This is a genomic window from Cupriavidus yeoncheonensis (genome assembly GCF_905397275.1).
Classification (GTDB): domain Bacteria; phylum Pseudomonadota; class Gammaproteobacteria; order Burkholderiales; family Burkholderiaceae; genus Cupriavidus; species Cupriavidus yeoncheonensis.
In genome coordinates this window covers 99,690-124,719 of sequence record NZ_CAJPUY010000015.1, presented here as the reverse complement: position 1 = coordinate 124,719, position 25,030 = coordinate 99,690, and the positions used below count along the sequence as shown (strand labels likewise).

At 65.5% G+C, this 25,030-nt stretch carries 26 protein-coding genes and 1 tRNA gene; 16 read left to right on the top strand and 11 right to left on the bottom strand.

What is annotated here, in order from left to right; translation table 11 throughout:
- Nucleotides 1-22: 22 nt before the first annotated feature.
- The 4 genes from glpK to KHO22_RS20830 all read left to right on the top strand — a co-directional run bounded on the left by glpK (nucleotide 23) and on the right by KHO22_RS20830 (nucleotide 4,106).
- Nucleotides 23-1,570 carry a glycerol kinase GlpK gene (gene glpK / locus KHO22_RS20845; RefSeq protein WP_211949069.1) on the top strand — a complete coding sequence of 516 codons (1,548 nt, stop codon included), beginning with the start codon at nucleotides 23-25 and terminating at the stop codon, nucleotides 1,568-1,570.
- A 43-nt stretch (nucleotides 1,571-1,613) separates the two neighbouring features.
- Nucleotides 1,614-3,218 carry a glycerol-3-phosphate dehydrogenase/oxidase gene (locus KHO22_RS20840; RefSeq protein WP_211949068.1) on the top strand — a complete coding sequence of 535 codons (1,605 nt, stop codon included), beginning with the start codon at nucleotides 1,614-1,616 and terminating at the stop codon, nucleotides 3,216-3,218.
- 45 nt (nucleotides 3,219-3,263) lie between these two features.
- Nucleotides 3,264-3,635, top strand: coding sequence for an MliC family protein (locus tag KHO22_RS20835; RefSeq protein ID WP_211949067.1), 372 nt, complete (start codon nucleotides 3,264-3,266; stop codon nucleotides 3,633-3,635).
- Between the two features lie 78 nt (nucleotides 3,636-3,713).
- The gene (locus KHO22_RS20830; protein WP_211949066.1) at nucleotides 3,714-4,106 is read left to right on the top strand and encodes a hypothetical protein; all 393 of its coding nucleotides are present in this window, start codon (nucleotides 3,714-3,716) and stop codon (nucleotides 4,104-4,106) included.
- Between the two features lie 50 nt (nucleotides 4,107-4,156).
- Here the strand turns inward: KHO22_RS20830 and KHO22_RS20825 are convergent, their stop codons facing one another.
- From KHO22_RS20825 to KHO22_RS20810, 4 genes are all read right to left on the bottom strand, one after another.
- Entirely contained in the window at nucleotides 4,157-4,375 is a 219-nt protein-coding gene (locus KHO22_RS20825; protein ID WP_211949065.1) for a hypothetical protein, read from the bottom strand.
- A gap of 139 nt (nucleotides 4,376-4,514) precedes the next feature.
- Nucleotides 4,515-4,916: a YXWGXW repeat-containing protein gene (locus tag KHO22_RS20820; RefSeq protein ID WP_211949064.1), complete on the bottom strand. Its 402-nt coding sequence runs from the start codon at nucleotides 4,914-4,916 to the stop codon at nucleotides 4,515-4,517.
- A 112-nt stretch (nucleotides 4,917-5,028) separates the two neighbouring features.
- On the bottom strand, nucleotides 5,029-5,232 hold the full coding sequence (locus tag KHO22_RS20815) for a hypothetical protein (protein WP_211949063.1): 204 nt from the start codon (nucleotides 5,230-5,232) through the stop codon (nucleotides 5,029-5,031).
- Nucleotides 5,233-5,313: 81 nt separating this feature from the next.
- Complete coding sequence (locus KHO22_RS20810; protein ID WP_211949111.1) at nucleotides 5,314-5,775, bottom strand: DUF4149 domain-containing protein; 462 nt, start codon at nucleotides 5,773-5,775, stop codon at nucleotides 5,314-5,316.
- Nucleotides 5,776-6,131: 356 nt separating this feature from the next.
- Between KHO22_RS20810 and yfiR the strand changes: the two genes are divergently transcribed.
- The 3 genes from yfiR to yfiB are packed head-to-tail and all read left to right on the top strand — an operon-like array spanning nucleotide 6,132 to nucleotide 8,544.
- Entirely contained in the window at nucleotides 6,132-6,719 is a 588-nt protein-coding gene (yfiR, locus tag KHO22_RS20805; protein WP_211949062.1) for a regulatory sequestration protein YfiR, read from the top strand.
- Nucleotides 6,716-7,990, top strand: coding sequence for a diguanylate cyclase DgcN/YfiN (gene dgcN, locus KHO22_RS20800; RefSeq protein WP_211949061.1), 1,275 nt, complete (start codon nucleotides 6,716-6,718; stop codon nucleotides 7,988-7,990). Before yfiR ends, dgcN begins: the two co-directional genes overlap by 4 nt.
- Nucleotides 7,987-8,544, top strand: a complete 558-nt coding sequence (gene yfiB / locus KHO22_RS20795) for an outer membrane lipoprotein YfiB (RefSeq protein ID WP_211949060.1) — start codon at nucleotides 7,987-7,989, stop codon at nucleotides 8,542-8,544. The genes dgcN and yfiB overlap by 4 nt, the downstream gene beginning before the upstream one ends.
- A 67-nt stretch (nucleotides 8,545-8,611) precedes the next feature.
- Here the strand turns inward: yfiB and KHO22_RS20790 are convergent, their stop codons facing one another.
- Both KHO22_RS20790 and KHO22_RS20785 read right to left on the bottom strand, forming a co-directional pair.
- Nucleotides 8,612-8,887 carry a hypothetical protein gene (locus KHO22_RS20790; protein ID WP_211949059.1) on the bottom strand — a complete coding sequence of 92 codons (276 nt, stop codon included), beginning with the start codon at nucleotides 8,885-8,887 and terminating at the stop codon, nucleotides 8,612-8,614.
- A 55-nt stretch (nucleotides 8,888-8,942) separates the two neighbouring features.
- The gene (locus tag KHO22_RS20785) at nucleotides 8,943-9,791 is read right to left on the bottom strand and encodes a D-amino acid aminotransferase (protein WP_211949058.1); all 849 of its coding nucleotides are present in this window, start codon (nucleotides 9,789-9,791) and stop codon (nucleotides 8,943-8,945) included.
- 218 nt (nucleotides 9,792-10,009) lie between these two features.
- Here KHO22_RS20785 and KHO22_RS20780 point away from each other — a divergent pair, with 218 nt between their 5' ends.
- Nucleotides 10,010-10,354: a winged helix-turn-helix domain-containing protein gene (locus KHO22_RS20780; protein WP_211949057.1), complete on the top strand. Its 345-nt coding sequence runs from the start codon at nucleotides 10,010-10,012 to the stop codon at nucleotides 10,352-10,354.
- Between the two features lie 128 nt (nucleotides 10,355-10,482).
- Here the strand turns inward: KHO22_RS20780 and KHO22_RS20775 are convergent.
- The 3 genes from KHO22_RS20775 to acs form a co-directional block, all read right to left on the bottom strand.
- Nucleotides 10,483-10,573 (bottom strand) — tRNA-Ser (locus KHO22_RS20775).
- Between the two features lie 59 nt (nucleotides 10,574-10,632).
- Nucleotides 10,633-12,684 (bottom strand): VC_2705 family sodium/solute symporter, encoded by a 2,052-nt coding sequence (locus KHO22_RS20770; RefSeq protein ID WP_211949056.1) that lies wholly within the window; start codon nucleotides 12,682-12,684, stop codon nucleotides 10,633-10,635.
- 103 nt (nucleotides 12,685-12,787) lie between these two features.
- A complete protein-coding gene (acs, locus tag KHO22_RS20765; RefSeq protein ID WP_211949055.1) occupies nucleotides 12,788-14,770 on the bottom strand; it encodes an acetate--CoA ligase in 1,983 nt (660 codons plus the stop codon).
- A 318-nt stretch (nucleotides 14,771-15,088) separates the two neighbouring features.
- Between acs and KHO22_RS20760 the strand changes: the two genes are divergently transcribed.
- From KHO22_RS20760 to murI, 4 genes are all read left to right on the top strand, one after another.
- The gene (locus KHO22_RS20760) at nucleotides 15,089-16,000 is read left to right on the top strand and encodes a DMT family transporter (protein WP_211949054.1); all 912 of its coding nucleotides are present in this window, start codon (nucleotides 15,089-15,091) and stop codon (nucleotides 15,998-16,000) included.
- A gap of 104 nt (nucleotides 16,001-16,104) precedes the next feature.
- A complete protein-coding gene (locus KHO22_RS20755) occupies nucleotides 16,105-16,638 on the top strand; it encodes a TIGR00645 family protein (protein ID WP_211949053.1) in 534 nt (177 codons plus the stop codon).
- 191 nt (nucleotides 16,639-16,829) lie between these two features.
- A complete protein-coding gene (locus tag KHO22_RS20750; RefSeq protein ID WP_211949052.1) occupies nucleotides 16,830-18,353 on the top strand; it encodes a fumarate hydratase in 1,524 nt (507 codons plus the stop codon).
- 73 nt (nucleotides 18,354-18,426) lie between these two features.
- Nucleotides 18,427-19,236 (top strand): glutamate racemase, encoded by an 810-nt coding sequence (murI, locus tag KHO22_RS20745; RefSeq protein ID WP_211949051.1) that lies wholly within the window; start codon nucleotides 18,427-18,429, stop codon nucleotides 19,234-19,236.
- Between the two features lie 3 nt (nucleotides 19,237-19,239).
- Here the strand turns inward: murI and KHO22_RS20740 are convergent, their stop codons facing one another.
- A complete protein-coding gene (locus KHO22_RS20740; protein WP_211949050.1) occupies nucleotides 19,240-21,540 on the bottom strand; it encodes an AAA family ATPase in 2,301 nt (766 codons plus the stop codon).
- Nucleotides 21,541-21,951: 411 nt separating this feature from the next.
- On the opposite strand from KHO22_RS20740, the gene KHO22_RS20735 reads away from it, so the two are divergent.
- The 4 genes from KHO22_RS20735 to KHO22_RS20720 all read left to right on the top strand — a co-directional run bounded on the left by KHO22_RS20735 (nucleotide 21,952) and on the right by KHO22_RS20720 (nucleotide 24,338).
- Nucleotides 21,952-22,605: an energy transducer TonB gene (locus tag KHO22_RS20735; RefSeq protein ID WP_211949049.1), complete on the top strand. Its 654-nt coding sequence runs from the start codon at nucleotides 21,952-21,954 to the stop codon at nucleotides 22,603-22,605.
- A gap of 34 nt (nucleotides 22,606-22,639) precedes the next feature.
- Complete coding sequence (locus tag KHO22_RS20730) at nucleotides 22,640-23,371, top strand: MotA/TolQ/ExbB proton channel family protein (protein ID WP_211949048.1); 732 nt, start codon at nucleotides 22,640-22,642, stop codon at nucleotides 23,369-23,371.
- 21 nt (nucleotides 23,372-23,392) lie between these two features.
- A complete protein-coding gene (locus KHO22_RS20725; RefSeq protein ID WP_211949047.1) occupies nucleotides 23,393-23,806 on the top strand; it encodes an ExbD/TolR family protein in 414 nt (137 codons plus the stop codon).
- Between the two features lie 211 nt (nucleotides 23,807-24,017).
- A complete protein-coding gene (locus tag KHO22_RS20720) occupies nucleotides 24,018-24,338 on the top strand; it encodes a hemin uptake protein HemP (protein ID WP_211949046.1) in 321 nt (106 codons plus the stop codon).
- A gap of 135 nt (nucleotides 24,339-24,473) precedes the next feature.
- On the opposite strand, the gene KHO22_RS20715 is transcribed toward KHO22_RS20720, so the two are convergent.
- Nucleotides 24,474-24,881, bottom strand: coding sequence for a heme-binding protein (locus KHO22_RS20715; RefSeq protein WP_211949045.1), 408 nt, complete (start codon nucleotides 24,879-24,881; stop codon nucleotides 24,474-24,476).
- Nucleotides 24,882-25,030 lie beyond the last annotated feature (149 nt).

Below are 25,030 nucleotides of genomic sequence, written 5' to 3'. Positions count from 1 at the left end.
AGGGACTTCAGGGACAAAAGGCATGAACCAGCAGACCACGCAGGCCGGGCAGCAGTTCGTACTGGCGCTCGACCAGGGCACCAGCAGTTCGCGTGCCATCCTGTTCGATCACAGCGGCAATGTGGTAAGGCTTGCCCAGCGCGAATTCCGCCAATATTACCCACATCCCGGTCACGTCGAACACGACCCGTACGAAATCTGGCAGTCGCAGCTCGCGGTCGCGCATGAGGTCCTGAACAGCTCGGGCATCTCGGCTTCGCAGCTGCGCGCAGTCGGCATCACCAACCAGCGCGAGACCACGCTGCTGTGGGACCGCAAGACCGGCGAACCCGTGGGCCGCGCGCTGGTCTGGCAGGACCGCCGCACGGCGCCGATGTGCGAGGCGCTGCAGGCGGCCGGCCATGACGAGATGATCCGCGAGAAGACCGGGCTGGTCGTCGACGCCTACTTCTCCGGCACCAAGCTGCGCTGGATGCTCGACAACATCCCCGGCGCACGCGAACGTGCGCAGCGCGGCGAACTGGCCTTCGGCACCGTGGACAGCTGGCTGATCTGGCAGCTCACCGACGGCGCGCGCCACGTGACCGACGTGTCAAACGCGTCGCGCACGATGCTGTTCAACATCCACACCTTCCAATGGGACGACGCACTGCTGGCGCTGCTCGACATCCCGCGCAAGGTGTTGCCCGAGGTGGTGCCATCCAGCGGCGAGGTGGCCCGCACGGCGCCGCGCCTGTTCGGCCTGGAGGTGCCCATTGCCGGCATCGCGGGCGACCAGCAGGCGGCCACCTTCGGCCAGGCCTGCCTCTCGCCGGGCATGGCCAAGAACACCTATGGCACGGGCTGCTTCCTGCTGATGAACACCGGCGATCAGCCGGTGGTGTCGCGCAACCGGCTGCTCACCACGATCGGCTGGCAGATCGGCGGCCAGACGCAATACTGCCTGGAAGGCGGCGTCTTCATGGGTGGCGCCACCATCCAGTGGCTGCGCGACGGCCTGAAGATCATCGAGAGCGCGCCCGAGGTGGAGCCACTGGCGCGCCAGTGCGACGATACCGGCGGCGTGGTGCTGGTGCCGGCCTTTGCCGGCCTGGGCGCGCCCCACTGGGATGCGTTCGCGCGCGGCACGCTGGTCGGCATGACGCGCGGCACCGGCCGCGCGCAGATTGCACGCGCCGCACTGGAATCGATCGCGCTGCAGAGCGTGGACGTGCTCGACGCCATGCAGAAGGATGCGGGCATCTCGCTGGCCGAACTGCGCGTGGACGGCGGCGCCTCGCGCAGCGACCTGCTGATGCAGATGCAGGCCGACCTGCTCGGCACGACCGTCGTCCGTCCGCGCATCACGGAAACCACGGCACTGGGCGCCGCCTACCTGGCCGGGCTGGCCACCGGATACTGGAGCGATGTGGGGCAGATCGCCAGGCAATGGCAGGTTCAGCAACGTTTCGAGCCGAACCTGTCCAGTGACGAGCGCGCGCACCGGCTGGCCCGCTGGCACCGCGCCGTGGCACGCGCCCGCGACTGGGCACGCGAAGACGACGCAGCCGCTGGCGCCGCGACCTCCTGATTGCCGCGCCATCCCAGCCTCCCCACCACTACCCGAACGCGTCATGCAGAAAGTCCCGACCCCGGTCCAGCCGCCTTCCCGCGCCGCCTTGCTCGCGAGCCTGGAACGGGAGCCCCGCTGGGATGTGATCGTCATCGGCGGCGGCGCAACCGGCCTCGGCACGGCCGTCGACGCGGCCTCGCGCGGGTACCGCACGCTGCTGGTGGAAGCCGCCGACTTCGCCAAGGGCACGTCGAGCAAGGCCACCAAGCTCGTGCATGGCGGCGTGCGCTACCTGGCGCAGGGCAATATCAGCCTGGTGCGCGAAGCCCTGCACGAGCGCGGGCTGCTGGCCCGCAACGCGCCGCACCTGGTCTGGCCGCTCGGCTTTGTCGTGCCGGCCTACCAGCTCTTCGACCAGCCGTTCTATGGCATCGGCCTGAAGCTCTATGACATGCTGGCCGGGAGCCTGAACCTGGACGGCAGCCGCTGGCTGAGCCACCGCGAGGTGCTGGCCGCGGCGCCGGCGCTGGCCGAGCACGTGGGCGGGCGCCCGCTGCGCGGCGGCAACCTGTACTTCGACGGCCAGTTCGACGACGCCCGCCTGGCCATTGCGCTGATGCGCACGCTGTTCGACGTGGGCGGCACCGCCGTCAACTACCTGCCGGTGACCGGCCTGTCGCAGCAAGGCGGCGTGGTCAACGGCGTGACCGTGCGCGATGCACTCGGCGATGCCACCTTCCGCCTGCGCGCCGACTGCGTGGTCAACGCCACGGGAGTCTGGGTGGACGCCATCCGCCAGATGGAAGACGGCCACGCACGCACCATGGTCGCGCCCAGCCAGGGCGTGCACCTGACGCTGCCGCGCAGCTTCCTGCCGGGCGACCGCGCCGTCCTGATCCCGAAGACCGACGACGGCCGCGTGCTGTTCGTGGTGCCCTGGAACGGGCACACGATCGTCGGCACGACCGACACGCCGCGCAAGGACCTGCCGCTGGAACCCGATGCCAGCGCCGACGATGTCGACTTCATCCTGGAGACCGCCTCGCGCTACCTGGCACGGGACCCCAGCCGTGCCGATGTCACCAGTGTCTGGGCCGGCCTGCGGCCGCTGGTCAGGGCGACCGGCGAGGCATCGACCGCTTCGCTGTCGCGCGAGCACACCATCGTGGTGTCGCGCGCCGGGCTGATCACGGTCACCGGCGGGAAATGGACCACCTACCGCAAGATGGCCGAAGATGTCATCGAGACGGCCATCCAGCGCCAGATGCTGCGTGCCGCGCCTTGCGTCACGGCCGACCTTGCCCTGCACGGCGCCAGCGGCCTGCCCGCGGACCTGCCGGCGCCCAACTCGGTCTCGCCGGACCGTTACTATGGCAACGAGTTGCCGGCATTGCGGGCCCTGCCCGGCTGCGAGAACTTCCTGGCGCCCACGGCAGGGCTGACCGAGGCCCACGTACGCTTCGCGGCGCGCCATGAGCTGGCGCGACGTGTCGAGGATGTGCTGGCCCGGCGCAACCGGGCGCTCTTCCTGGATGCCCGCGCGGCCGTTGACGCCGCACCGCGGGTGGCGGCAGTCCTGGCGGAAGAACTGGGCCACGACAGCGCCTGGCAGGCCGGCGAAGTGGAAAGTTTCCGCAAGCTTGCCGCGGGCTACATGCTCGCCTGAGCCGGCCGCTGCCACCAATGCTCCGCTACTGACAGGACTACCGACATGATCCACCGCCCGAAGCCGTTCGCCCTCCCCATCCTGCTGCTGGCCATATGCGCCAGCGCCGGCGCATACGCTGCCGGCGCTCCGGGCATCGACAGCGTGCGCTTTCCCGAGGTCCGCACCGTGCGGTACCAGTGCGACGGCGACAAGCCGCTGACCGTGCGCTACTTCAACAGCACCGACAACCAGGCGGCCATCCTGCGGCTGGAGGGCAAGCCCGTGCTGGCCGTGAGCGTGGTCAGCGGTTCCGGCGCGCGCTATGTGGGCGGACGCTACGAATGGTGGACCAAGGGCGACGAGGGCACATTGCGCGACCTGATGCAGACGGACAGCAATCCGCCCATGCTGGGCGGCTGCCGCGCCATGCGATAGCGCGGCCTGTCATCGCCCACCATTTGAGGCAACCGCAATCCGGGGGATAATGCGGGCCATTGCAATACGGAGAACACCATGGACGAAATTGAAGACCTGTCCGACCTGCCAATGCCGCGCTTCATCTGGGGCTTCGCCATCGCCGCCGGCCGGGGCGGAGAGGTGCTGCACGACGAATTCGAGTACCTGACCCATACGCGCACCCCGCGCTTCACCTGCCGCGTGGTCGAGCTCGAAGACATGCCCGCCGACAGTGACGAAGGCGGCATCGACGGACGCATCGTCCACCCTGACGACCCGCGCCGCATGTTCTACATCACCGATGCCGGCATGGCGCTGGTCAACTTCTCGATGTTCGACAAGATGCCGGATCGCCAGAAGTTCAAGAAAATCTGCGACGAGGCGATCGCCAACTGGATGTTGCGCCGCGAATTCCTCGGAGACGAGGAAGACGAGGACGACGAAGAGTAAGGCTCGGGCGCAACGCGGCCAGGGCTGCCGCCCGCGTTGCGCCGGAACGCTTACCTCACCTCGATGAGGTCCGCCGCCACGCGCTGGATTTCCGCATACACCGGAATGGCCTCGAGCGGGCCCGTGCATCCGACGGCCGTGGCCTGGCTTGCATCGGCGCCTGGCGGCAGGAACACGAAGGCCATGCCGGGCCGCCAGCCCGGATGGTTGCGCAAGCTGTCATTGAGGATGTCGAGATACTGAGCACGCGTGAAAACATGCTTTGCCATGGTCCGTCTCTCCGTCTCGCTGCAGGCGGGCCAGATGGCCCGCAGGCGCTTCGCACTACCGCCGCGGGGATCGTAGCATGGCATGCCGCACGGGTGTCACCGTGCGGCACGCGGCATCAGGCCACCCTTCGGCATGGCTTCAGCATTCGCCTTTCTTGGCGTGGCCCGGAGGGCAGTGATACCCCTTGGGGCCCTTCCCCTTGCCGCCATGATCGTCCCAGCGGCCAGGCACCAGCACCCAGCCATCGCGTGACTGGACCCAGCGCGGAGACTCATAAACGTAGCCGGCGCGTTCGCGCTCCCAGCGACCCTGCTTCCACGCATGCTTGTGGTGGTGATCGTCCCAGTCCCAGTAGCCCGGCGCCCAGACATAACCGGGGCGCGGCGCAGGCACGGCCTCGTAAATGGGCGCCGGCGGCGGCACGCCAATGGCAATGTTGACCGAGACCTGGGCCTGCGCCGGATGAACTGCGGCAAGACCGCCGCAAATGAAGGCCGCAAGCAGGACCGCACGCGGCAGGACGCGGGAACGATTCGTCATGGAAACCCTTTCTTGTAAATGTGCCCCAAGTCTAACGCCGACAGGAGCACCGCTGCTGTAAGAAAGGGTATCCAGGGATGGCCGCTGTGCTTCGGCACAACGGCGCGGTAGGCTAGTGGTCCGCGGCCATGGCCTTCAGTTCGGCATCGCCAGCCACGCGCGCTGCATCCGACGTGGTGAACGTATCGTCGGAGACAATGGTGCGCCGGATCTGCTGGGCATTGAAATCGACCAGTGAAATGATCCAGACATAGCGGCCCGCCTGGGGCGCGGTCTGCACGAAAGCCTTCAGGCCGGAACGGGACTCACTCGCCATGATCCACCTCCTCGCAATGCGTGTCTGGAAAGACTAGCACAGCATGGCGACAGTTCCCCGAACCCGTCACGACTCAGCCCATCAGCCGGCCATGCGTCCAAGCGTGGCTACCGCGACATTGAGCAGGCCCAACGCCAGATTGATGCCAACCGCCTGCCGGATCCGGTTGAGCGCGGCGCCGGCAATTGGCCATTCGCCGGCATCCACGGCGCGACGCAAGACCGGATAGGGCCCGAAGAAGACGAAGAGGAAAATCGCGGCCATCACCACGCCGATGCCCGCCATCAGGTGCCAGTTCGGCGGTGCGGAGGCCATGCCGACGCGGGCCATCATGGCCCCGCCGCTGAGCAGGATCAGTACCAGTGCCACCCAGACCCAGCGGAAGAAGCGCTCGAAGACCCCGCGCCAGAGGCGCAAGCGCGACGGCGGGTCCAGCACCTGTCCCGCGACCGGGCGCAGGCAAAGGTAGGCGAAGAACATGCCGCCCACCCAGACGACGGCGGCCATGACATGCAGGAACAGGAGAATCGGCAGGAAGGTCATCATTGCTGTGCGGGAACGAGCGCTGCGCGCCAAGCCTGCATTCTATGCGCCGCGCGCATTCCAGCGCACAGGATGCCGCGGGGGACCGCAAGATTCAGGATTGCTGCGATCCTGCCGATAACCGCCTCTGACAATGCCGGGAACCGCCCCCATCGTGCGCCCCGGCCGGATCACAACCAGAACGCAGCCGCGGCATGGCGCCAGGCAGCCGGTGCATGCCTTGACCGCCCTGCTGCCAGCGGGACAATATTTCGCCACACCGCCTGCACTGCGCCCTGCTCACGGAATGCACGCACGTGCTGCCGGGAGCAGCCCAAGACAACCCGACCAGGCCCTACGCACACTCCGCCCACCTCATGGCTCGCGCCCCAGCCAGAATCCGCTCCAGGCGGAACCGAACCTCCTTCCGCTACTGCCTGCGCCTGCTGGCGGCCGCCGTGCTTGCCATCGTGCCCGCCGTGCTGCCTCCGGGCGTCACCGCGCAGCCGGCCCCGCAACGCGTCGACATGGTGGCGCGGGTAGTCTTCAGCCTGCTCGGCTATGCGCGCTGGCCGGCGGAGCGAGAGTCGATTCGCCTGTGCGTGGACAACACCAGCCGGTATCCGGCGCGCCTGCTCGAGGGCGGTACACTGAGCAACGGCCGACAGGTGCGCACGCGCGAGGTCGATGTCATGGCGGACGCGCTCGCGAGCCAGTGCGATGCGCTCTATCTTGGCGCCATGACCGACGTCCGGCGCCAGCGCCTTGCCGCGGAACTGACGGGCCGGCCTGTGCTGGTGATCAGCGAAGAGGACTTCGAGTGTGAGGTCGGCAGCATGTTCTGCCTGAACATCCGCGAAAGCCAGGTGTCGTTCCGCGTGAATCTCGATTCGCTCGCCCGCAGCGGGGTCCATGTCCATCCGGCCGTGCTGCAACTGGGCCGGCGCAGGGGCGCATCGTCATGAAGCCCGGATCGCGGCCTGCCAATGGCCGGCAACGCCCTACCCTCTACGGTGCGCTGCGCCGCATCCACCTCGGCGTGGCGCTGCTGGCGGTCTGCACGGCCGGGCTCTCGCTGACCGCACTGGGCCTGACGGCACTGCGGGTCTATGCAGACCACAACCTGCGGCTGGTGGCGCGTTCGATTGCCTATACGCTCGAAGCACCCGTGGTATTCCGCGACAAGGCGGCCACCAACGAGACCCTGGCCCTGATTGCCGAGTCCGAAGACGTATCCCGCGCCACCGTGCTGGACCTGGACAACCACGTCCTGGCGGACTGGCAGCGTCCGGGCCACGAACGCCGTGACGGCTTGCGGTACGCGATCGGGGAATGGCTCAGCACCGGCGTGATCGAGCAGCCCATCCTGCATGACGCCCAGCCGGTCGGCACCCTGCGCATGGCGGGCGATCCGTCCAACCTGCTGCATTTCCTGCTGCAGGGCGGGCTGGGCCTGCTCGCCTGCCTGCTACTGACGGCGGTGAGCGCGCACTACATGTCGAGCCGCATGCTGGTGCAGATCATCGAACCGCTGCGGAATCTGATGCGCGTGGCCCACGCCGTGCGTTCGGAGCGCGATTTTGCCCAGCGCACACCGCCCGCCCGCATCGAGGAACTGAATGCGCTGGGCGATGACTTCAACGGCCTGCTCGACGAACTGGAAACCTGGCAGAACCAGATGCAGCACGAGAACCGGTCGCTCGCCCATCGTGCCAGCCATGACTCGCTGACCGGCCTGCTCAACCGGTCCGCGTTCGAGGAGCTGCTGGAACTCGCCGTACGCGCCGCGGCCGCCAGCACCGGCTATGCAGCCCTGCTCTACCTCGACAGCGATGACTTCAAGGGCATCAATGACCGCTTCGGCCACGCTGCCGGCGACGCCGTGCTGGTGGCCCTGGCGCAACGCATCCGCGCCAGCGTGCGCGAAGGCGATGTCGTCGCCCGCCTGGGCGGCGACGAGTTCGCGGTGCTGACCACGTCCCTGCGCGCGCCGGCGGATGCCATCCAGATCGCCGAGCACGTCCTGCAACGGATTCCCGAGCCTATCCATCTGTCCGATGGCACCTGCATCACGGCTTCGCTTAGCATTGGCATAGCCGTGTTCCCGGTGCATGCGCACGGCAGCCAGGGACTGCTGCACGCGGCCGACGCGGCCATGTACGGCGCCAAGCGCCGATCTGGCGGAGCCTGGCAAAGCGCCGAGCCACGCCTGGAGGCCAGCCAGGACCATCCATGACACCTGCCTATCGCCCCACTGAGGAAAGCCAGTTGCCGCATGCCGGCCTGCCGGATATCCGCAGACAGGCGGCGCGCGCGCTGGTGGTGGTCGTGGTGGCGATGGCGGCGGCCCTGTCGGGCTGCAGGACCACCCCGCCGGCCCGGGGACTGACGCAGGTACAGCTCGCTGTCCTCCAGCGCGAAGGCTTTACGCTGACGGATGTGGGCTGGGAACTCGGCCCGTCCGAGAAAGTCCTTTTCGGCTTTGATGAAGACGTGATCCCGCGGGAACGCATCGCGGGCATTCTGCATCTGGCCCGCGCGCTGACCGGTATCGGCATCGACCACGTACGCGTGGATGGCCACACAGATGACATCGGCACGGCGGATTACAACCAGCAGCTTTCCCTGCGGCGCGCCGAAGCAGTGGCCAGGGTGCTGGTAACCGCCGGTTTCGAACGCAGGAACATCGAGGTAAGGGGAATGGGCAAGCGCCGGCCGGTGGCAGACAACCGCACCGCCGGCGGTCGCGCGGAGAACCGGCGCGCTTCCATCGTGGTGACAGTGGAATAGTCAGGCCGGGTCTGTCAGGACCTCAGCCCGAGTGGGGCGGCCGGCTGAATCTGCGGAACTGATTTGCTCAGTCGCCGAATGGATTGGGCGCGCGGTTTTCCACGGCGTCCGACAGATCGAACTCGTCGCGCACCTTGTCGACCACGGCGCGGATGCCGGCTTCATAGCCAGTGGCCCTGCCGAAGCCCTTCATGTCCCAGTTCCGGCCGCGCGCATCACGCGGGTGAGGTTCGGGCATTGGCGTGCGGATCTTTGCACCGTCCTCTCCAATTTCGTCGATCTGCTGCACCCGCCGGCTCACCTCGTCCTGCAAGGCGCGCCGGCCGCGCTCGCGCTTGGCCATCGCTGTCTCCCGGAAGCGGTTCCGCAGTCATGCTAGCACGGGCACACCCCCGTGCTCAAAGTGCGGATTTTGCGGCCTGGTAGGCTTCATAAAGCTTGCGGAACACCGGTCCGGGCGTGCCGGCGCCAATGACCTGCCCGTCAATCGACACGACCGGCAGAAGCTCCTTGCTTGCCGACGACAGCAAGATCTCGTCGGCGCCGAAGACCTCGTCCCGCGAGATGCGGCGTGCCTCCAGCGAAATATCCAGCGCCGCGCACAGCTCTTCCATCAGGCCATAGCGGATGCCTTCCAGGATGAGGTTGTCCTTGGGCGGCGCCGACACCCGGCCTTTGCACACCACCCAGACGTTTGATGACGAAGCCTCGGTGAGCCAGCCATCGCGGAACTGAATAGCCTCGGTTACGCCGTGTTCCGCCGCGTATTGTGCGGCCAGCACATTGCCCAGCAACGACGTCGACTTGATCTGGCAATTGAGCCAGCGGCGGTCCTCCATCGTCACGCACGCCACCCCCTTCGCCACCGCCGACGCCGACGGCAGCGCCATCGGATTGGTCATGACTAGGACCGTCGGCGTGACTTCCTCCGGAAACGCATGCGTGCGCCGCGCCACGCCACGCGTGACCTGGATATACACCATCTGGTCGGACAGGCCGTTCGCCTCAATTACGCGAGCAATCAGCGCCAGCCATTCGGACTCGCTGTGCGGGTCGGGGATGCCGATGGCTGCCAGGCTACGCGCGAGGCGCGCCAGGTGCTGGGCGCCGCGGAACGGCTTGCCGTTGTAGATCGGAATGACTTCATAGATCCCGTCGCCAAAGATAAAGCCGCGGTCCAGGACTGGGATGCGGGCTTCGGACAAGGGGGTCAGTTCGCCATTGAGATAGACGGTAGAGTCGGACATGGTGGGGGTGCCGTGGAGAAGATGTCCGATTTTTTCACAGGGAACGAGCGCAGCCTATGCAATTAGCGCATAAGGTGAACGCAGCAATCCGGCACCCGTTCGAGGCGATAACCAAAAACTACGAATGCAATCAGTTATGATTCTCATTTAATAACGTGCAGCTGCGACTCCCATAAGGGAACCGCGCCAGCACAGGAACACATCTGCTGGCATGCCCGATGACATTTGACTTCGAGCTGTTTCCGGTTCTGGCCGCAGCCGACAACCCACGCACCGGCGCAAAGGTCCTGCGCCTGCTCGAATCCATTCGAGACACCAGGTCCATGGGCAAGGCCGCCACAGCCAACGGACTATCCCAACGGCATGGCTGGACGTTGATCAGGAGTTGGGAGAAGGCGCTGGCTCAGCCGCTCATCGTCGGCGCGCGTGGCAATGGCTCGATGCTGACGCCATTTGCAGTTCGGCTATTGCATGCCGAATGGCGTTTCCGGCAGGCTACGCAGCCGGCCCTTGAGGCGGCCATGGCGGAATTTTTGGCGACGCTACTGGAAGAGGACCGGTAGCCGATCGCCATCGCCCGCTCCAGGCAAACTGCTGCAGGCAAACAAAAAGGGCCGGGGTCAATGACCCAAGCCCTTGTTCATGACCCTGCCGTTAGCGACTGCTGACCGGCAAAGCCTTGCAGAATATCTGGCGGAGAGAGGGGGATTCGAACCCCCGATAGGCTATTAACCTATACACGCTTTCCAGGCGTGCGACTTAAACCGCTCATCCATCTCTCCGGGAAGTCCGCGATTATAGCAGAGGCCGCCGACGAGTCCAGCGTTTCGTGATGTGGCGCCTACCCCTTCCGCAAGTAACTTACCAGGCGATCGATCACGGGCGCGTTCCGTGGCGTGACAAGGCTGACCAGGATGGCCACGGTGAAGCCTGCCGGAACCCCGAAGGCGCCTGACGCGATCGGGTCCACGCCAAACCACCGGTCGCCAAAGATCCCGGTCATGCGGGTGAAGAATGGATAGTTGACGAATATGTAGTAGACCGAGATGCCAAGGCCGGCGGCCATGCCCGCTACCGCACCGGCGGCGGTGGTGCGGCGCCAGAAGATGCCCAGCACCAGCACCGGGAAAAAGCTGGAGGCCGCCAGCGAAAAGGCGGCGCCGACGAGGAACAGGATGTTGCCAGGACGCAGGGAGGTGACGTAGGACGCGAACAGCGCCACGCCGAGCAGCACGATCTTGGCCGTGGTCACGCGCCGCTGGTGGCTCGCCTGGCGGTCGACCATGTGATAGAAGACATCATGCGACAGCGCGTTGGCGATCGTCAGCAACAAGCCGTCCGCGGTGGACAGCGCTGCCGCCAGCGCGCCGGCGGCGATCAGCCCCGATATCACGTAGGGCAGCCCGGCGATCTCGGGCGCCGCCAGTACGATCATGTCAGGCTGGAGCAGGATTTCCGCCCATTGCACGATGCCGTCGCCGTTGACGTCGCGCAGCGCGAACACGGGCGGATCCACTTTGCGCCACTGCACGACCCACTGCGGCAGTTCGGCATAAGGCGTGCCGACCACGTGCTGGAAGAACTCAAATTTGACCAGCGCCGCCAGCGCGGGGGCCGACACGTACAGCAGGGCGATGCAAAATATGGCCCACGCCACGGAGTTGCGCGTCTCCTTCACCGACGGCGTGGTGTACAGGCGCGTGAGGATATGCGGCAGGCTGGCAGTCCCCACCATCAGGCAGAACACCAGCAGCACGAAATTCAGCCGCTTGTTCCCGCGCTCCTGCTCCGACGCCGAGGGATAGGGCTCGGTCGATGGCGTGGAAGGCTTGCTTCGCGCGAGCGCGTCTTCACGCATCTGGTTCCATTGCTGCTTCGCGGCGGCCGCATCGGCCGGGAATTCGATGCGTTCGCGTTCCTGTGCCTTGATTTCCCGCAGCGGCGCATTGCGCCCGCGCAGGTCCATGAGCCGCGCGTCGAGCGCATCACGCTCTTCGGCGAACGATTCGGGCAGCCGCGCGATACGGTCCTGCATCTGGATGGCCTGCTGCCGGTAGTACTCTCGTACCGCCTGCTCGGCCGGCTCGCGTTCCAGCTGCCGTTCGCGCTGGTCGAGCTGTGACAGCATCGGGCCATAGCTGAGCTGCGGCACCACTTCCTGATGATGCTTCCAGGCGATCATCGAGACCGTGACCAGGAAGGCGACGATCATCATGATGTACTGGGCCACCTGAGTCCACGTCACGGCGCGCATGCCGCCCAGGAACGAGCAGACCAGGATGCCGGCCAGCCCGAAGAAGATGCCGACCGCAAAATCCACGCCGATGAAGCGCGTGACCACGAGGCCCACGCCCTGAATCTGCGCGACAAGATAGACAAACGAGCACAGCGATGCCGCCAGTACGGCGATGGCGCGCACGGGCAGGTTGCCGCCCGGCTTGCCATTGCCGTAGCGCGCCGCCAGGAAATCGGGAATGGTGTAGCCGCCGTACTTGCGCAGGTAAGGCGCGAGCAGGAATGCGACCAGGCAATAGCCGCCCGTCCATCCCATCACATAGGCCAACCCTTCATAGCCGGACGCGAACAGGATGCCCGCCAGGCCGATGAACGACGCCGCGCTCATCCAGTCGGCCGCGATCGCCATGCCGTTGAACATGGCGGGCACGCGCCGCGCGGCCACGTAGTATTCGTTGAGGTCGGAAGTCCGGCAGATCAGGCCGATGCAGGCGTAGATCGCGATCGTGATAAAGAGAAAGACGTAGCCGAGCCAGAGCGCATCGGCATTGGATTTCTCGAGCAACCCCATCATGCCGACGAAGCCGAACAGACCCAGCGTGAACAGGCCGTAGTACAGCATCAGCCGGCGGCGGAAACGCGACTGGGCGTCGGGCATAGGCGGCGGTCGGGCGGTCGAGGGGGAATTACAGTGAAGAACCCGCCGGCGCGCTGGGCGCGGCGGCGGGTCCTGTCGGGCTGGCCGTTACCGGATGATCCGTTTACTGCGCCTGCTTCAGTTGATCAAGAATCGCGGGGTTCTCCAGCGTGGAGGTATCCTGCGTGATCTCCTCGCCCTTGGCCAGCGAACGCAGCAGACGCCGCATGATCTTGCCCGAGCGCGTCTTCGGCAGGTTGTCGCCGAAGCGGATGTCCTTCGGCTTGGCGATCGGACCGATTTCCTTGGCTACCCAGTTGCGCAGCTCCGCGGCAATCTGCTGCGCCTCGGCATCGCTCGGACGCGAACGCTTGAGCACCACGAACGCGCAGATGGCCTCGCCCGTGGTGTCGTCCGGCCGGCCCACCACGGCGGCTTCGGCGACGATCGGGTTGGCAACCAGCGCCGACTCGATTTCCATCGTCCCCATGCGATGCCCCGACACGTTCAGCACATCGTCGATGCGGCCCATGATGGTGAAGTAGCCGGTGTCCTTGTCCCGGATCGAGCCGTCGCCGGCCAGGTACAGCTTGCCGCCCAGTTCCTCGGGGAAGTAGCTCTTCTTGAAACGCTCCGGATCACCCCAGATCGTGCGGATCATCGCGGGCCACGGGCGCTTCACCACCAGGATGCCGCCCGCGCCATTCGGTACGTCCTGCCCGGTCTCATCCACGATGGCCGCCATGATGCCCGGCAGCGGCAGCGTGCACGAACCCGGCACCAGCGGCGTCGCGCCCGGCAGCGGCGTGATCATATGGCCGCCGGTTTCCGTCTGCCAGAAAGTATCGACAATCGGGCAACGCTCGTTGCCGATGTTCTTGTAGTACCACATCCACGCTTCGGGATTGATCGGCTCCCCCACCGTGCCGAGCAGGCGCAGGCTGGACAGGTCGTACTGCTTCGGATGGATCTTCTCGTCGGCCTCGGCGGCCTTGATCAGCGAGCGGATCGCGGTCGGCGCGGTGTAGAAGATGCTGACCTTGTGGCGCGCGATCATGTCCCAGAAGCGGCCGGCATTCGGGTAGGTCGGCACGCCTTCGAAGATGATCTGCGTCGCGCCGGCGGCCAATGGGCCATAGGCGATGTAGGTGTGGCCCGTGACCCAGCCGATGTCGGCGGTACACCAGAAGAGATCGTCGGGCTTGATGTCGAAGGTCCACTGCATCGTCATCAACGCCCACAGCAGATAGCCGCCGGTGCTGTGCTGCACGCCCTTGGGCTTGCCGGTCGAGCCCGATGTATAGAGCACGAACAGCGGGTGCTCGGCGCTCACGGGCACGGCCTCGCAGGTATCGGGCTGGCCGGCGCTGACGTCTTCCATCCAGCGGTCGCGGCCTTCGGCCCAGTTGACCTTGCCGCCGGTGCGGCGATAGACGATCACGTCCTTCACCGCCTCGCAGCCGCCGAGCGCGAGTGCGTCATCGGCAATGGCCTTCAGCGGCAGAGCCTTGCCGCCGCGCATCTGCTCGTCGGCAGTGATCAGCGCCACGGCGCCGACGTCCACCAGCCGCTCCTGCAGCGACTTGGCCGAGAACCCGCCGAACACCACCGAATGCGTAGCGCCCAGGCGCGCGCACGCCTGCATCGCCACCACGCCTTCGACCGACATCGGCATGTAGATCACCACGCGGTCGCCCTTCTTGATTCCGAGTTTCTTCAGTCCATTGGCAAAGCGACAGACCTTGGCGTGCAGGTCGCGGTAGGACACGCGCGTGGCGGTGCCATCGTCGGCCTCGAACACGATCGCCGTCTTGTCGGCATTGCCGTTCTGCAGGTTGCGGTCCAGGCAGTTGTACGAGGCGTTGAGTTCGCCGTCCTCGAACCACTTGTAGAACGGGGCATTGCTCTCGTCCAGCACCTTGGTGAACGGCTTGTTCCAGTGCAGCAGGTCGCGCGCGCGGCTGGCCCAGAAGCCCTCGTAGTCGCGCTCCGCCTCATCGCACAGCGCGCGGTAGGCATCCATGCCCGAGATCGTGGCTTGCCGGACGAAGGACTCGGGCGGATTGAAAACGCGATGCTCTTGCATCACCGATTCGATGGCGGACATAGGCGGGTCTCCTGATTTTTGACTGAACGGCTTGGCTGCCAAATTACGCCCGGCGGCTTACTTAAACCTGACGCTCCCCCCGCGCTGCGGCTAGGCCGGAGGATCTTGCTGCGAAGCAGCAAGCCTGCGCGCCAATCGCCATGGCAAGGAATGTGCAGCCTTCTTCATTAGGCTAGCACAGCTATAATGCCCCGGGCCCGATATTCGGGCGCCTGAGCGTCCACAGCGCGCCCGATCCCGGCCCGATCCCGGCGTCTGCGGAACTCGCGCACCCTTCCCGCACAAGGGGCTTCGTGCTCATTCCCCAAGACAGTATCCGTGTCCGTCTACCCGTTCTTCCTGATCGCCTCGATGGCACTCGTTGGCAGCAATGTCGGCCTGGGCAAATCGATCATCGCCCATGTGCCGGTGCTGCTGTTCGCGCTGTTGCGCTTTGTCATCGCCATCGTCTGCCTGTCGCCGTGGTACCGGCCCTCGCGCATGCGCCAGGTGTCGCGCGCGGAGTGGCGCAACCTGTTTCTGCAGGCGTTCTTCGGCACCTTCCTGTTCACGCTGCTGATGCTCAATGGCGTGCGCCTGACCAGCGCAATGGCCGCGGGCGTGATTACGAGCACCATCCCCGCGACGGTTGCCATCCTGTCCTGGCTATGGCTGCGCGAACGGCTGTCGCGCCGGACCGTCGCTTCGGTGCTGCTGGCCGTGGCCGGCGTGGCGGTACTCAACGTGGCGCGCGGCGGCTCGCATGGCGCAGGGAGCGGCGGCAGCCAGGCCCTGCTCGGCAACCTGATGATCCTGGGTGCCGTGGTCTGCGAATCGATCTACGTCATCCTCTCGCGTCGACTGACGCAGACGCTGGCGGCGATCGAGATCTGCGCCTACACCCACCTGATTGGCGGCCTGCTGATGCTGCCGCTGGGCTTCATCCCCCTGCTCGATTTCGACCCCTCCACCGTGCCCGCGCAAACCTGGCTCATGCTGCTGTGGTATGCGCTGTCGGCGAGCGTGTTCTCCTTCTGGCTGTGGATGAAGGGCATCCGGCATGTACCGGGCCAGCTCGCGGGCGTGTTCACCTCGGTACTGCCGGTGGCGGCAGCGGCCTACGGCATCGTCTTTCTCGGCGAGACGCCCGGCTGGCCGCACGCCGTGGCGCTGGGCTGCGTGCTGGGCGGTATCGTGCTGGCGAGCTGGCCGGGGCCGGTGGCCCGCCGGGCTTTGCGGGATGCGGGGTGAAACGTTTCAGGTGGTGACAGTCATCGCGACGTGCAACATGGGCAGGATACAATCCAACCCCATTTCGATTGTCTTGTAACAAAGACCTAGCCACCTGATTGCCCATGGCCCAATCCTCGATGCGCCCTATCCCCCGCCTTATCTTTGCCTCGCGCTGGCTCCAGTTGCCGCTGTACCTCGGTCTGATCGTCGCGCAAGGCGTCTACGTCTATCACTTCATGGTCGAGGTGTGGCACCTGCTGTCGCACGTGACCGAGTACGACGAGAACAAGATCATGCTGGTGGTGCTGGGCCTGATCGACGTGGTGATGATTTCCAACCTGCTGATCATGGTGATCGTGGGCGGCTACGAGACCTTCGTCTCGCGCCTGGGTATCGACAACCACCCCGATGAGCCCGAATGGCTCGACCACGTCAATGCCGGCGTTCTCAAGGTCAAGCTGTCGATGGCGCTGATCGGCATCTCGTCGATCCATCTGCTCAAGACGTTCATCGACGCCGAACAGCGTTCGACCCACACCATCATGTGGCAGGTAGCCATTCACCTGGCATTCCTGCTGTCCGCAGTGGCGATGGCCTGGGTGGACCGGATGGTTTCCCACCCCGCCGGCGCTCACGCGAAACCTCAATTGCACTGAAGCCGCGAGCGCCGTTGGCCTCACCCCCGACTGCGGCCTTGCGCCGCGGTTTTCATTTGGGGCTCGGCGCACGTCTGCATATGGCGAAAAAAGCACGCACCACAGTGTCGACGCCTGTATGCAGCCGGGCAGAGCGCCCCGGCTCGGTGTATGATTTCAGGCTGTGTTTCACCGCTGCCACCCCCCACAAAATGACTGCCATCAAGCAAGAAGACCTCATCCAGAGCGTCGCCGACTCCCTGCAGTACATCAGCTACTACCATCCGATGGACTACATCACCAGCCTGGGCCGTGCCTATGAGCTGGAGCAGAGTCCGGCGGCCAAGGATGCGATCGCGCAGATTCTGACCAACAGTCGCATGTGCGCCGAAGGCAAGCGCCCGATCTGCCAGGACACCGGCATCGTCACGATCTTCGTCAAGGTCGGTATGGACGTTCGCTGGGATGGCGCCACCATGAGCCTGACGGACATGATCAACGAGGGCGTTCGCCGCGGCTACACCCATCCGGACAACGTGCTGCGCGCCTCGATCGTCAGCCCGCCCGAAGGCGCCCGCAAGAACACCAAGGACAACACCCCGGCCGTGATCCACTACGAGATCGTGCCGGGCAACACCGTGGACATCCAGGTCGCGGCCAAGGGCGGCGGTTCGGAGAACAAGTCCAAGTTCGTGATGCTGAACCCGTCCGACTCGATCGTCGACTGGGTGCTGAAGACCGTGCCGACCATGGGCGCCGGCTGGTGCCCGCCGGGCATGCTGGGCATCGGCATCGGCGGCACCGCCGAGAAGGCCATGGTGATGGCCAAGGAATCGCTGATGGAGTCAATCGACATCCAGGACATCATCGCCCGCGGTCCGAAGGACTGGGTCGAGGAACTGCGCGTCGAGCTGTACGAGAAGGTCAATGCGCTGGGCATCGGCGCGCAGGGCCTCGGTGGCCTGGCCACCGTGCTGGACGTCAAGATCATGGCCAGCCCGACGCATGCCGCGTCCAAGCCGGTCGCAATGATTCCGAACTGCGCCGCCACCCGCCACGCGCACTTCACGCTGGACGGCAGCGGCCCGGCCAAGCTGGAAGCGCCGGACCTGTCGCAGTGGCCGCAGGTCGAGTGGGCACCGAACACCGAAACGTCCAAGCGCGTCGACCTGAACACGCTGACGCCGGAAGAAGTCGCCTCGTGGAAGCCGGGCCAGACCCTGCTGCTCAACGGCAAGATGCTGACCGGCCGCGACGCCGCGCACAAGCGCATCGCCGACATGCTGGCCAAGGGCGAGAAGCTGCCGGTGGACTTCAAGAACCGGGTGATCTACTACGTCGGCCCGGTTGACCCGGTGCGCGACGAAGCCGTCGGCCCGGCCGGCCCCACCACCGCCACGCGTATGGACAAGTTCACCGAGATGATGCTGGCCGAGACCGGCCTGATCTCGATGATCGGCAAGGCCGAGCGCGGCCCGGTAGCCATCGAGGCCATCAAGAAGCACAAGTCGGCCTACCTGATGGCCGTGGGCGGCGCCGCCTACCTGGTGGCCAAGGCGATCCGGGAAGCCAAGGTGGTCGGCTTCGAAGACCTCGGCATGGAAGCCATCTACGAGTTCGACGTCAAGGACATGCCCGTGACCGTCGCCGTGGACAGCGAAGGCACCTCGGTGCACAAGACCGGCCCCGCCGAATGGCAGGCCAAGATCGGCAAGATTCCGGTCGCGGCGCTGTAAGATTGCGCGCTTGCATGAAAAAGCCGGGTTCTTCCCGGCTTTTTTTCCACCCCTGCCCTTCCGTTTGCCCAACGTGAACCCCGCTCCCATCGGCGTCTTTGATTCCGGCCTCGGCGGCCTGTCCGTGCTGCGCGAGATCCGCGCATTGCTGCCGCAAGAGTCGCTGCTCTACCTGGCCGACTCGAAGTACGCCCCCTATGGCGAGAAGCCGGAATCGTTCGTGCAGGCACGCACGCTGCAGGCCTGCGAATGGCTGCTGGCGCAAGGCTGCAAGGCGCTTGTCATCGCCTGCAACACCGCCACCGGCCACGCCGTGGAACTGCTGCGCCAGACGCTGCCAGTGCCGATCATCGGCGTGGAGCCCGGCCTCAAGCCTGCGGCGGCAGCCAGCCGCAGCAAGGTGGTCGGCGTGCTGGCCACGGCCAATACGCTCCGGAGCGCCAAGTTCGCGCGGTTGCTGGCATCGCTCGACGGGGAAAGCCGGTTTATCTGCGAGGCGGGCCTGGGCCTGGTGCCACTGATCGAGCAAGGCGACATCGACGGCCCGGACATACGCGGCCGGCTGGACAATTACCTCACGCCGATGCTCGAGGCCGGCGCCGACACGCTGGTACTCGGCTGTACCCACTACCCTTTCCTCTCGGACACCATCCGCGGCATGGTCGGTGACCAGCTGGCGCTGGTCGATACTGGCAGCGCGATTGCGCGCCAGCTGGCGCGCAAGCTGGGGGAACACGCCCTGGCCACCACACCCGACGCCATGCCGCAAGACCGCTTCGCCTCGACCAAGGATGCCGCCCACCTGCGGCAGATGGCAGCCGCATTGCTGCATATCGAAGCGCGGGCGGAGACGGTGATCATCGAACCCGCCCCCGCTTTCTGACGTCTACCGCAGGAAGCCAAGCGGCCGGTGCGCGCGCACGTCGGGCTTGACCGCATGCTCGTGCCGTAATTGCGCGAGAAATTCGTCTGGCGTGAGCGAATCCCCGAGCAGCACACACTGGCGCTTGACCGTGGCGAAGTCGCCAGGAGTCAGGCAGTCCATCACGTCCAGCTCTTGCCGCATGGCATCCGTCAGCCGGGCCTCGTCACCATCCAGCGCTTCGTCGACGAACATCGTCGCGCGTTGACCGGCTTTCAGCGGCAGGAAGCGGATCTTGAACGAGAACCTGCGCAAGGCGGCCTCGTCGATGCGGTCGAACAGGTTGGTGGTGCAGACGAAGATGCCGTTGAAGCGCTCCATGCCCTGCAGCATCTCGTTGACCTCCGACACCTCATAGTTGCGCACGGCCTGCTGGCGGCTTTGCATGAAGCTGTCGGCCTCGTCCAGCAGCAGCACCGCGCCGTCTTCCTCGGCCCGGGCAAACATGGCGGCAATCTGCTGCTCGGTCTCGCCCACGTACTTGCTCATGAGGTCCGAGGCACGCCGGATCATCAGCGGCATGTCCAGCGCCGCGGCAATGTGTTCGGCCAGCGCGGTCTTGCCCGTGCCGGGCGGACCATAGAAGCACAGCGTGCCGCGTTGCCGCACACGCAGCGCTTCGGTGATCTTGGCAACGTCGTAGCGCGTCTCCAGGTGCAGGTTGTCCAGGCGATAGTGGGTCACCACCGGCCTGACCTCGGCCTCCGGCCGCAGCCCCATGGCGCGGTCGGCATGCTCGAGCTGGCGCAGGATCAGCGCCTCGACCGGCTCGTCCACATCGGGCCGGGCCAGCTGCACGAAGCGCGCGGCGGACTGCACCTGGGCCGGCGTGAGCGTCTTGCGCCCAGCCAGCGCCGTAATGAACGGATCGCTGACATCCAGCCCGCCGAGGTGCTTGCGGATGATGTTCTCGCGCACCAGCGGCGGCGGGATCTTCAGTTCCAGGTGGAACTGGAAGCGGCGCAGATAGGCGGGATCGATCTGCCGGATTGAATTCGAGATCCAGATCACGGGGACCGGGTTCTGCTCCAGCGTCTGGTTGACCCAGGCCTTGCCGTTCACCGAAGCGCGCGCGTCCTCCTGGCCAAACAGACTCATCAGCTCGCGCGAGCTGCCCGGGAAGACGTCCTCGACTTCGTCGAACAGCAACGCGGTGCGCGGCCGCCCGCGCAGGAAGGCCTGCGACACCTGCAGCGAGCGGTAGCGGTCCTTGCCCGAGAGACTGTTGCCATCACGGTCCAGGCAGTCGACCTCATACAATTCGCAGCCAGCTTCGCGCGCCAGCAGCCGGGCGAATTCGGTCTTGCCGGTGCCGGGCGGGCCATAGATCAGTACATTCACGCCCGCGGCATGCTGGCGTGTGGCATTGGAAAGCAGCGCCGAGAGATAGCGTGCGTCGGTTTCGACATGCGGATAGTCGGTAACGGTCAACGTCGGCGGCGCGGCCGGGCGCGTGAATACCGCCATCATCTCGGCCTCATTGGCATAGTTGCCAAGCAGCACATGCAGCAGGCGGTCGGACAGGCGCATCAGGTCGCCAAGATCGGTCACGCTGTTCTCGGGCAATGGCTGCTCGATCAGGTTCAGCGTTTCCAGGCGCGAGCCGGGCCGCAGCGAAGCGGCCACATCCGCCGGGCTCGCGCCAGTCAGTCCGGACAGGATCTGGAATGCCTCCTGGCTATGCGCCACCTTGCAGTCCACCATCACGGCGCGCAGGTCGCGCTTGTACTTGGCCAGCGCAGCGAACAGCAGCAGCTTGCGCTCGTGCTCGGGCAAGTCCAGCACATGGCTGAGCATGTCGATATTGCGCACCAGCAGCACGCGCTCGCCATCGAGCCGCGATGCGATGGCCGAGGCCGAGGCATCGAACACCGCGAACATGTCCTTGGCGTGGTGCTTGACGTACTCGTCGAGGTAGTAGAACAGCGCGCTTTCGTCGAACGCGCTGTTCCATTGGCCGTGGCGCTCCAGGAACTCCTCAGGCGTCAGGCGGCCGGCCCCTTTCCACGCCGGCATGTCGGCGCAACGGGCCGAGAGAAAGCGCTGCACGCGCAGCACGACACCATATGGCCACACCATCTCCTGCGCGCTGACTGTCAGCACGTCATTGATATTGCTGCGCAGATTGAACCGGGGCCCCAGCGCACACACGACCCGCAGGGCAAACTGGGCGCACATCCAGTCCAGCGCCGAGCTGGCCGAAATGCCCGGCCCGGGGCGCAGTATCTTGGAGCGGTCCTCTTCAGCAAAACGTGTGAAGTCCATGGCCTCATCCCCGTGCACCCGATTGCGACGCCGCAACAGGCGTACCACCACGCTCGCAGTCTTTTTCCTTATGCTAGCGCGCTTCGTGGCTTGCGGCGCATTCCGCATGCCACGCAATGCCGTTCATTGTGGTGCCCGCCACCAACTCGCAACGCTGCCTGGATTTGGGGGTATAACTGCCCTTTGGATAAATTTCCAGCTGCGGCGCACAAATCACAACAAATAAGAATCATTATCGTTTATACTGCTGCACTAACACGCCGCCCGAGAGTGGCGCTCCCCGGCAACCGCTATTGCAGGAGCGTTTATCATGGAATTGCTTGTTAGCTTGCTGGTCGGATGCGGCATCTCGCTGATCCTGTTCTATCGCAAGTGACTCTGTGCCGGCCGGCAGACACTGTTGTTCACCCAATGTTCGATCAACGCTTCCTCAAGATTACGCTCGCCGTCCTGCTGTTCCACGCCGGCCTGCTTTACCTGATCCAGAGCGGCCTGGGCCGCAAGATGACCGAGGCGGTGATTGCCCCGGAAATCATCGCCCGTATCATTCCGCTCGAGCAGCCCAAGCCGCCCGCGCCGGAGCCGCCCAAGCCCAAGACGGAAACGCCGCCCAAGCCGGTCAAGGTGACGACGCCGCGGCCGACGCCGCCGCAGCCCAAGCCGGTTCCGCAAGCGGTCGCCACGCTGCCGCCGTCGCCCACCGCGATCGAAGCGCCGCCGGCACCGCCGACGCCCCCTGCCCCTGCGGCACCCGCGCCCGAACCTGCACCAGTGTCCGCCGCGCCGCGCGCCGTGGGCATCGGCGAGATCCAGTGCTCGCCGCCGCAGCCAAGCTATCCGGCCCAGTCACGCCGCATGGGCGAGACCGGCAAGGCCGTGGTGCGCCTGACAACGGATGAAACCGGCAAGGTGGTCAAGACGTCCGTAGTATCCTCCAGCGGATCGTCGCGCCTGGACCAGGCTGCCGTGGACGCCGTCCAGCGCATGCGCTGCAAGCCGTACATGGACAACGGCCGCGCCATTGCCGTGACCGCGCAGCAGCCGATTGGCTTCGAACTGAACTGATCCCAACCTAAAACGTACTCACCAGGAACCAAACATGCAGGACCTCGGACTTTCCCACCTCTGGTCGCAAGGCGATTTCGTCATGCGTGCGACGGCCATCATTCTGCTGATCATGTCGCTCTTGTCGTGGATCGTGATCCTTACGAAGGCGTGGGATCTGGTTCGCCTGAAGAAGATGGCGCACGGCGCGGAAAAGCGCTTCTGGCATTCCGACGACTTCGACCACGCCCTGGAAACGCTCGGTGCCAGCGACGCCAACCCGTTCCGCACGCTGGCCATCGCCGGCAAGGAAGCCGCCCAGCACCACCGCGCCAGCCAGCCGCAACTGCATGACGTGATGGACATCTCCGACTGGCTCACGCGCTCGCTCAAGAGTTCGATCGACGACGCCGTGGCGCACATGCAGTCTGGCCTGGCGGTGCTCGCCTCGGTGGGTTCGACCGCGCCGTTCGTGGGCCTGTTCGGCACGGTGTGGGGCATCTATCATGCGCTGATCGGCATTGGCGCCTCGGGCGTGCCGACGATCGACAAGGTTGCCGGCCCGGTCGGTGAAGCACTGATCATGACGGCGTTCGGCCTGGCCGTGGCCATTCCGGCAGTGCTCGGCTACAACGCGCTGACCCGCGGCAACAAGTCGGTCATCTCCAAGCTGAACCGCTTTGCCCACGACCTGCACGCCTATTTCGTGACCGGCGCCCGCATTCGCCCGGTCGGCACCCGCGCCGAAGACAACGCCGTGCGGCTCGCCGCGGCACGGCAGTCATAACACCGCATCAAGGAAGTCATCATGGCATTTGGCACCCTCGACAGCGACGATGACGAGGTGATGAGCGAAATCAACATGACGCCGCTGGTCGACGTCATGCTGGTATTGTTGATCATCTTCATCATCACGATCCCGGTCATCAATCACGCGGTGAAGATCGACCTGCCGCGCGCAAGCAATACGCCGAACGATTCCAAGCCGCAGAGCATCAATGTCTCGATCGATGCCCAGGGCAAGGTCTACTGGAACCAGACCGAAGTAGACGATGCCACGCTGGCGAACAACATTGCCCTCGCCGCACAGCAGGAACCGCAGCCTGAACTGCACCTGCGCGCGGACCGCGAGGTGCGCTATGAGCGCGTGGCCGAGGTCATGGCCGCCGCACAGCATGGCGGGCTCGGCAAGATCGGCTTCATCACCGAACCGAAACAGTAGGCGTGGCCTGACCTTGGCCTTGCCATGCGAAAAAGAGGGCATCCCGCGGGATGCCCTTTCTCTTTGGAAGAGTCGCTGCGCCAAATATGTAACGATTGATCGGCACTGTTGAAATGATAACGGTTCTCATTTATGCTCCTTCCATTGCAAGCACGCCGTGACGCCATGCGCCCGGCAGAGCCAATCCCTCATAGCCGAACGGAGCCAGATAATGAGCACCCTTTCCCTGCCGCTGTCGCAACCCCGTGAAGTGACCCGCCGCCGCCTGTCGCTGCGGCGCGTGGAAGTTGCCCCGCAGGGCCGACGCGATACCCCTGCGGCATCAGCCCTCGAATCCGTAAAATCCGCTGTGGCGGGCATTCCCGCCCGCCTGGAAGCCCTCGTGCGCGACAGCCTTCCGAATACCTCTGTAGGCGAGCCTGTCGCACTGGAAACCATCATGCGTGGCGCCACGACGCTGCCGATCCGCCATAACGGCGAAATCTATACGCTGCGCGTCACGCGCTACGGCAAGCTGATCCTGACGAAGTAAGGGAATGGCACGGCGCCGGCACTGCAGTGCGGGCCGTCACAAGACGTGAGATTGTGGCAGGCCGAACGGCCTGCCGATGGCAAAGTAACGCATTTGCCATCCCGCAGCCAGCCGCGGGGCTTCCGGCGAAACGGATCAGAGACCCAGCGCGGCAATGCCGGCACGGGCGATCTGGGCGTCTTCCGTCGACTTGACACCCGACACGCCTACCGCACCCACGACCTGCTCATTGCAGACGATGGGCACGCCGCCTTCCAGCATGCCCTGCAGCGTCGGGGCAGTCATGAAGGAATAGCGGCCGTTGTTGATCATGTCTTCGTAGACTTTCGATTCGCGGCGACCCAGGGCCGAAGTACGGGCTTTCTCCGTCGCGATATAGGCCGAGATCGGTGCAGTACCGTCCAGGCGCTGCATGGCGAGCATGTGGCCACCATCGTCCACCACCACGATCGAGACAGCCCACTGGTGCGCCTTTGCTTCGGCCTCTGCTGCGGCCATGATCTTCTTCACGTCTTCTGCCGTCAGCACGGTCTTTTGCTGCATACCACTCTCCTGATGTTCATACAGTGTGAGGCGGAAGTATAGCGCCGCACAATTGCCACGGTCATCGCGGCAGGCTCGCAAGCAAAGGTCAAACACAATTGCCCAAAACAACATGACCCGCACTTGGGCGGGTCATGTCGTGAATCGGG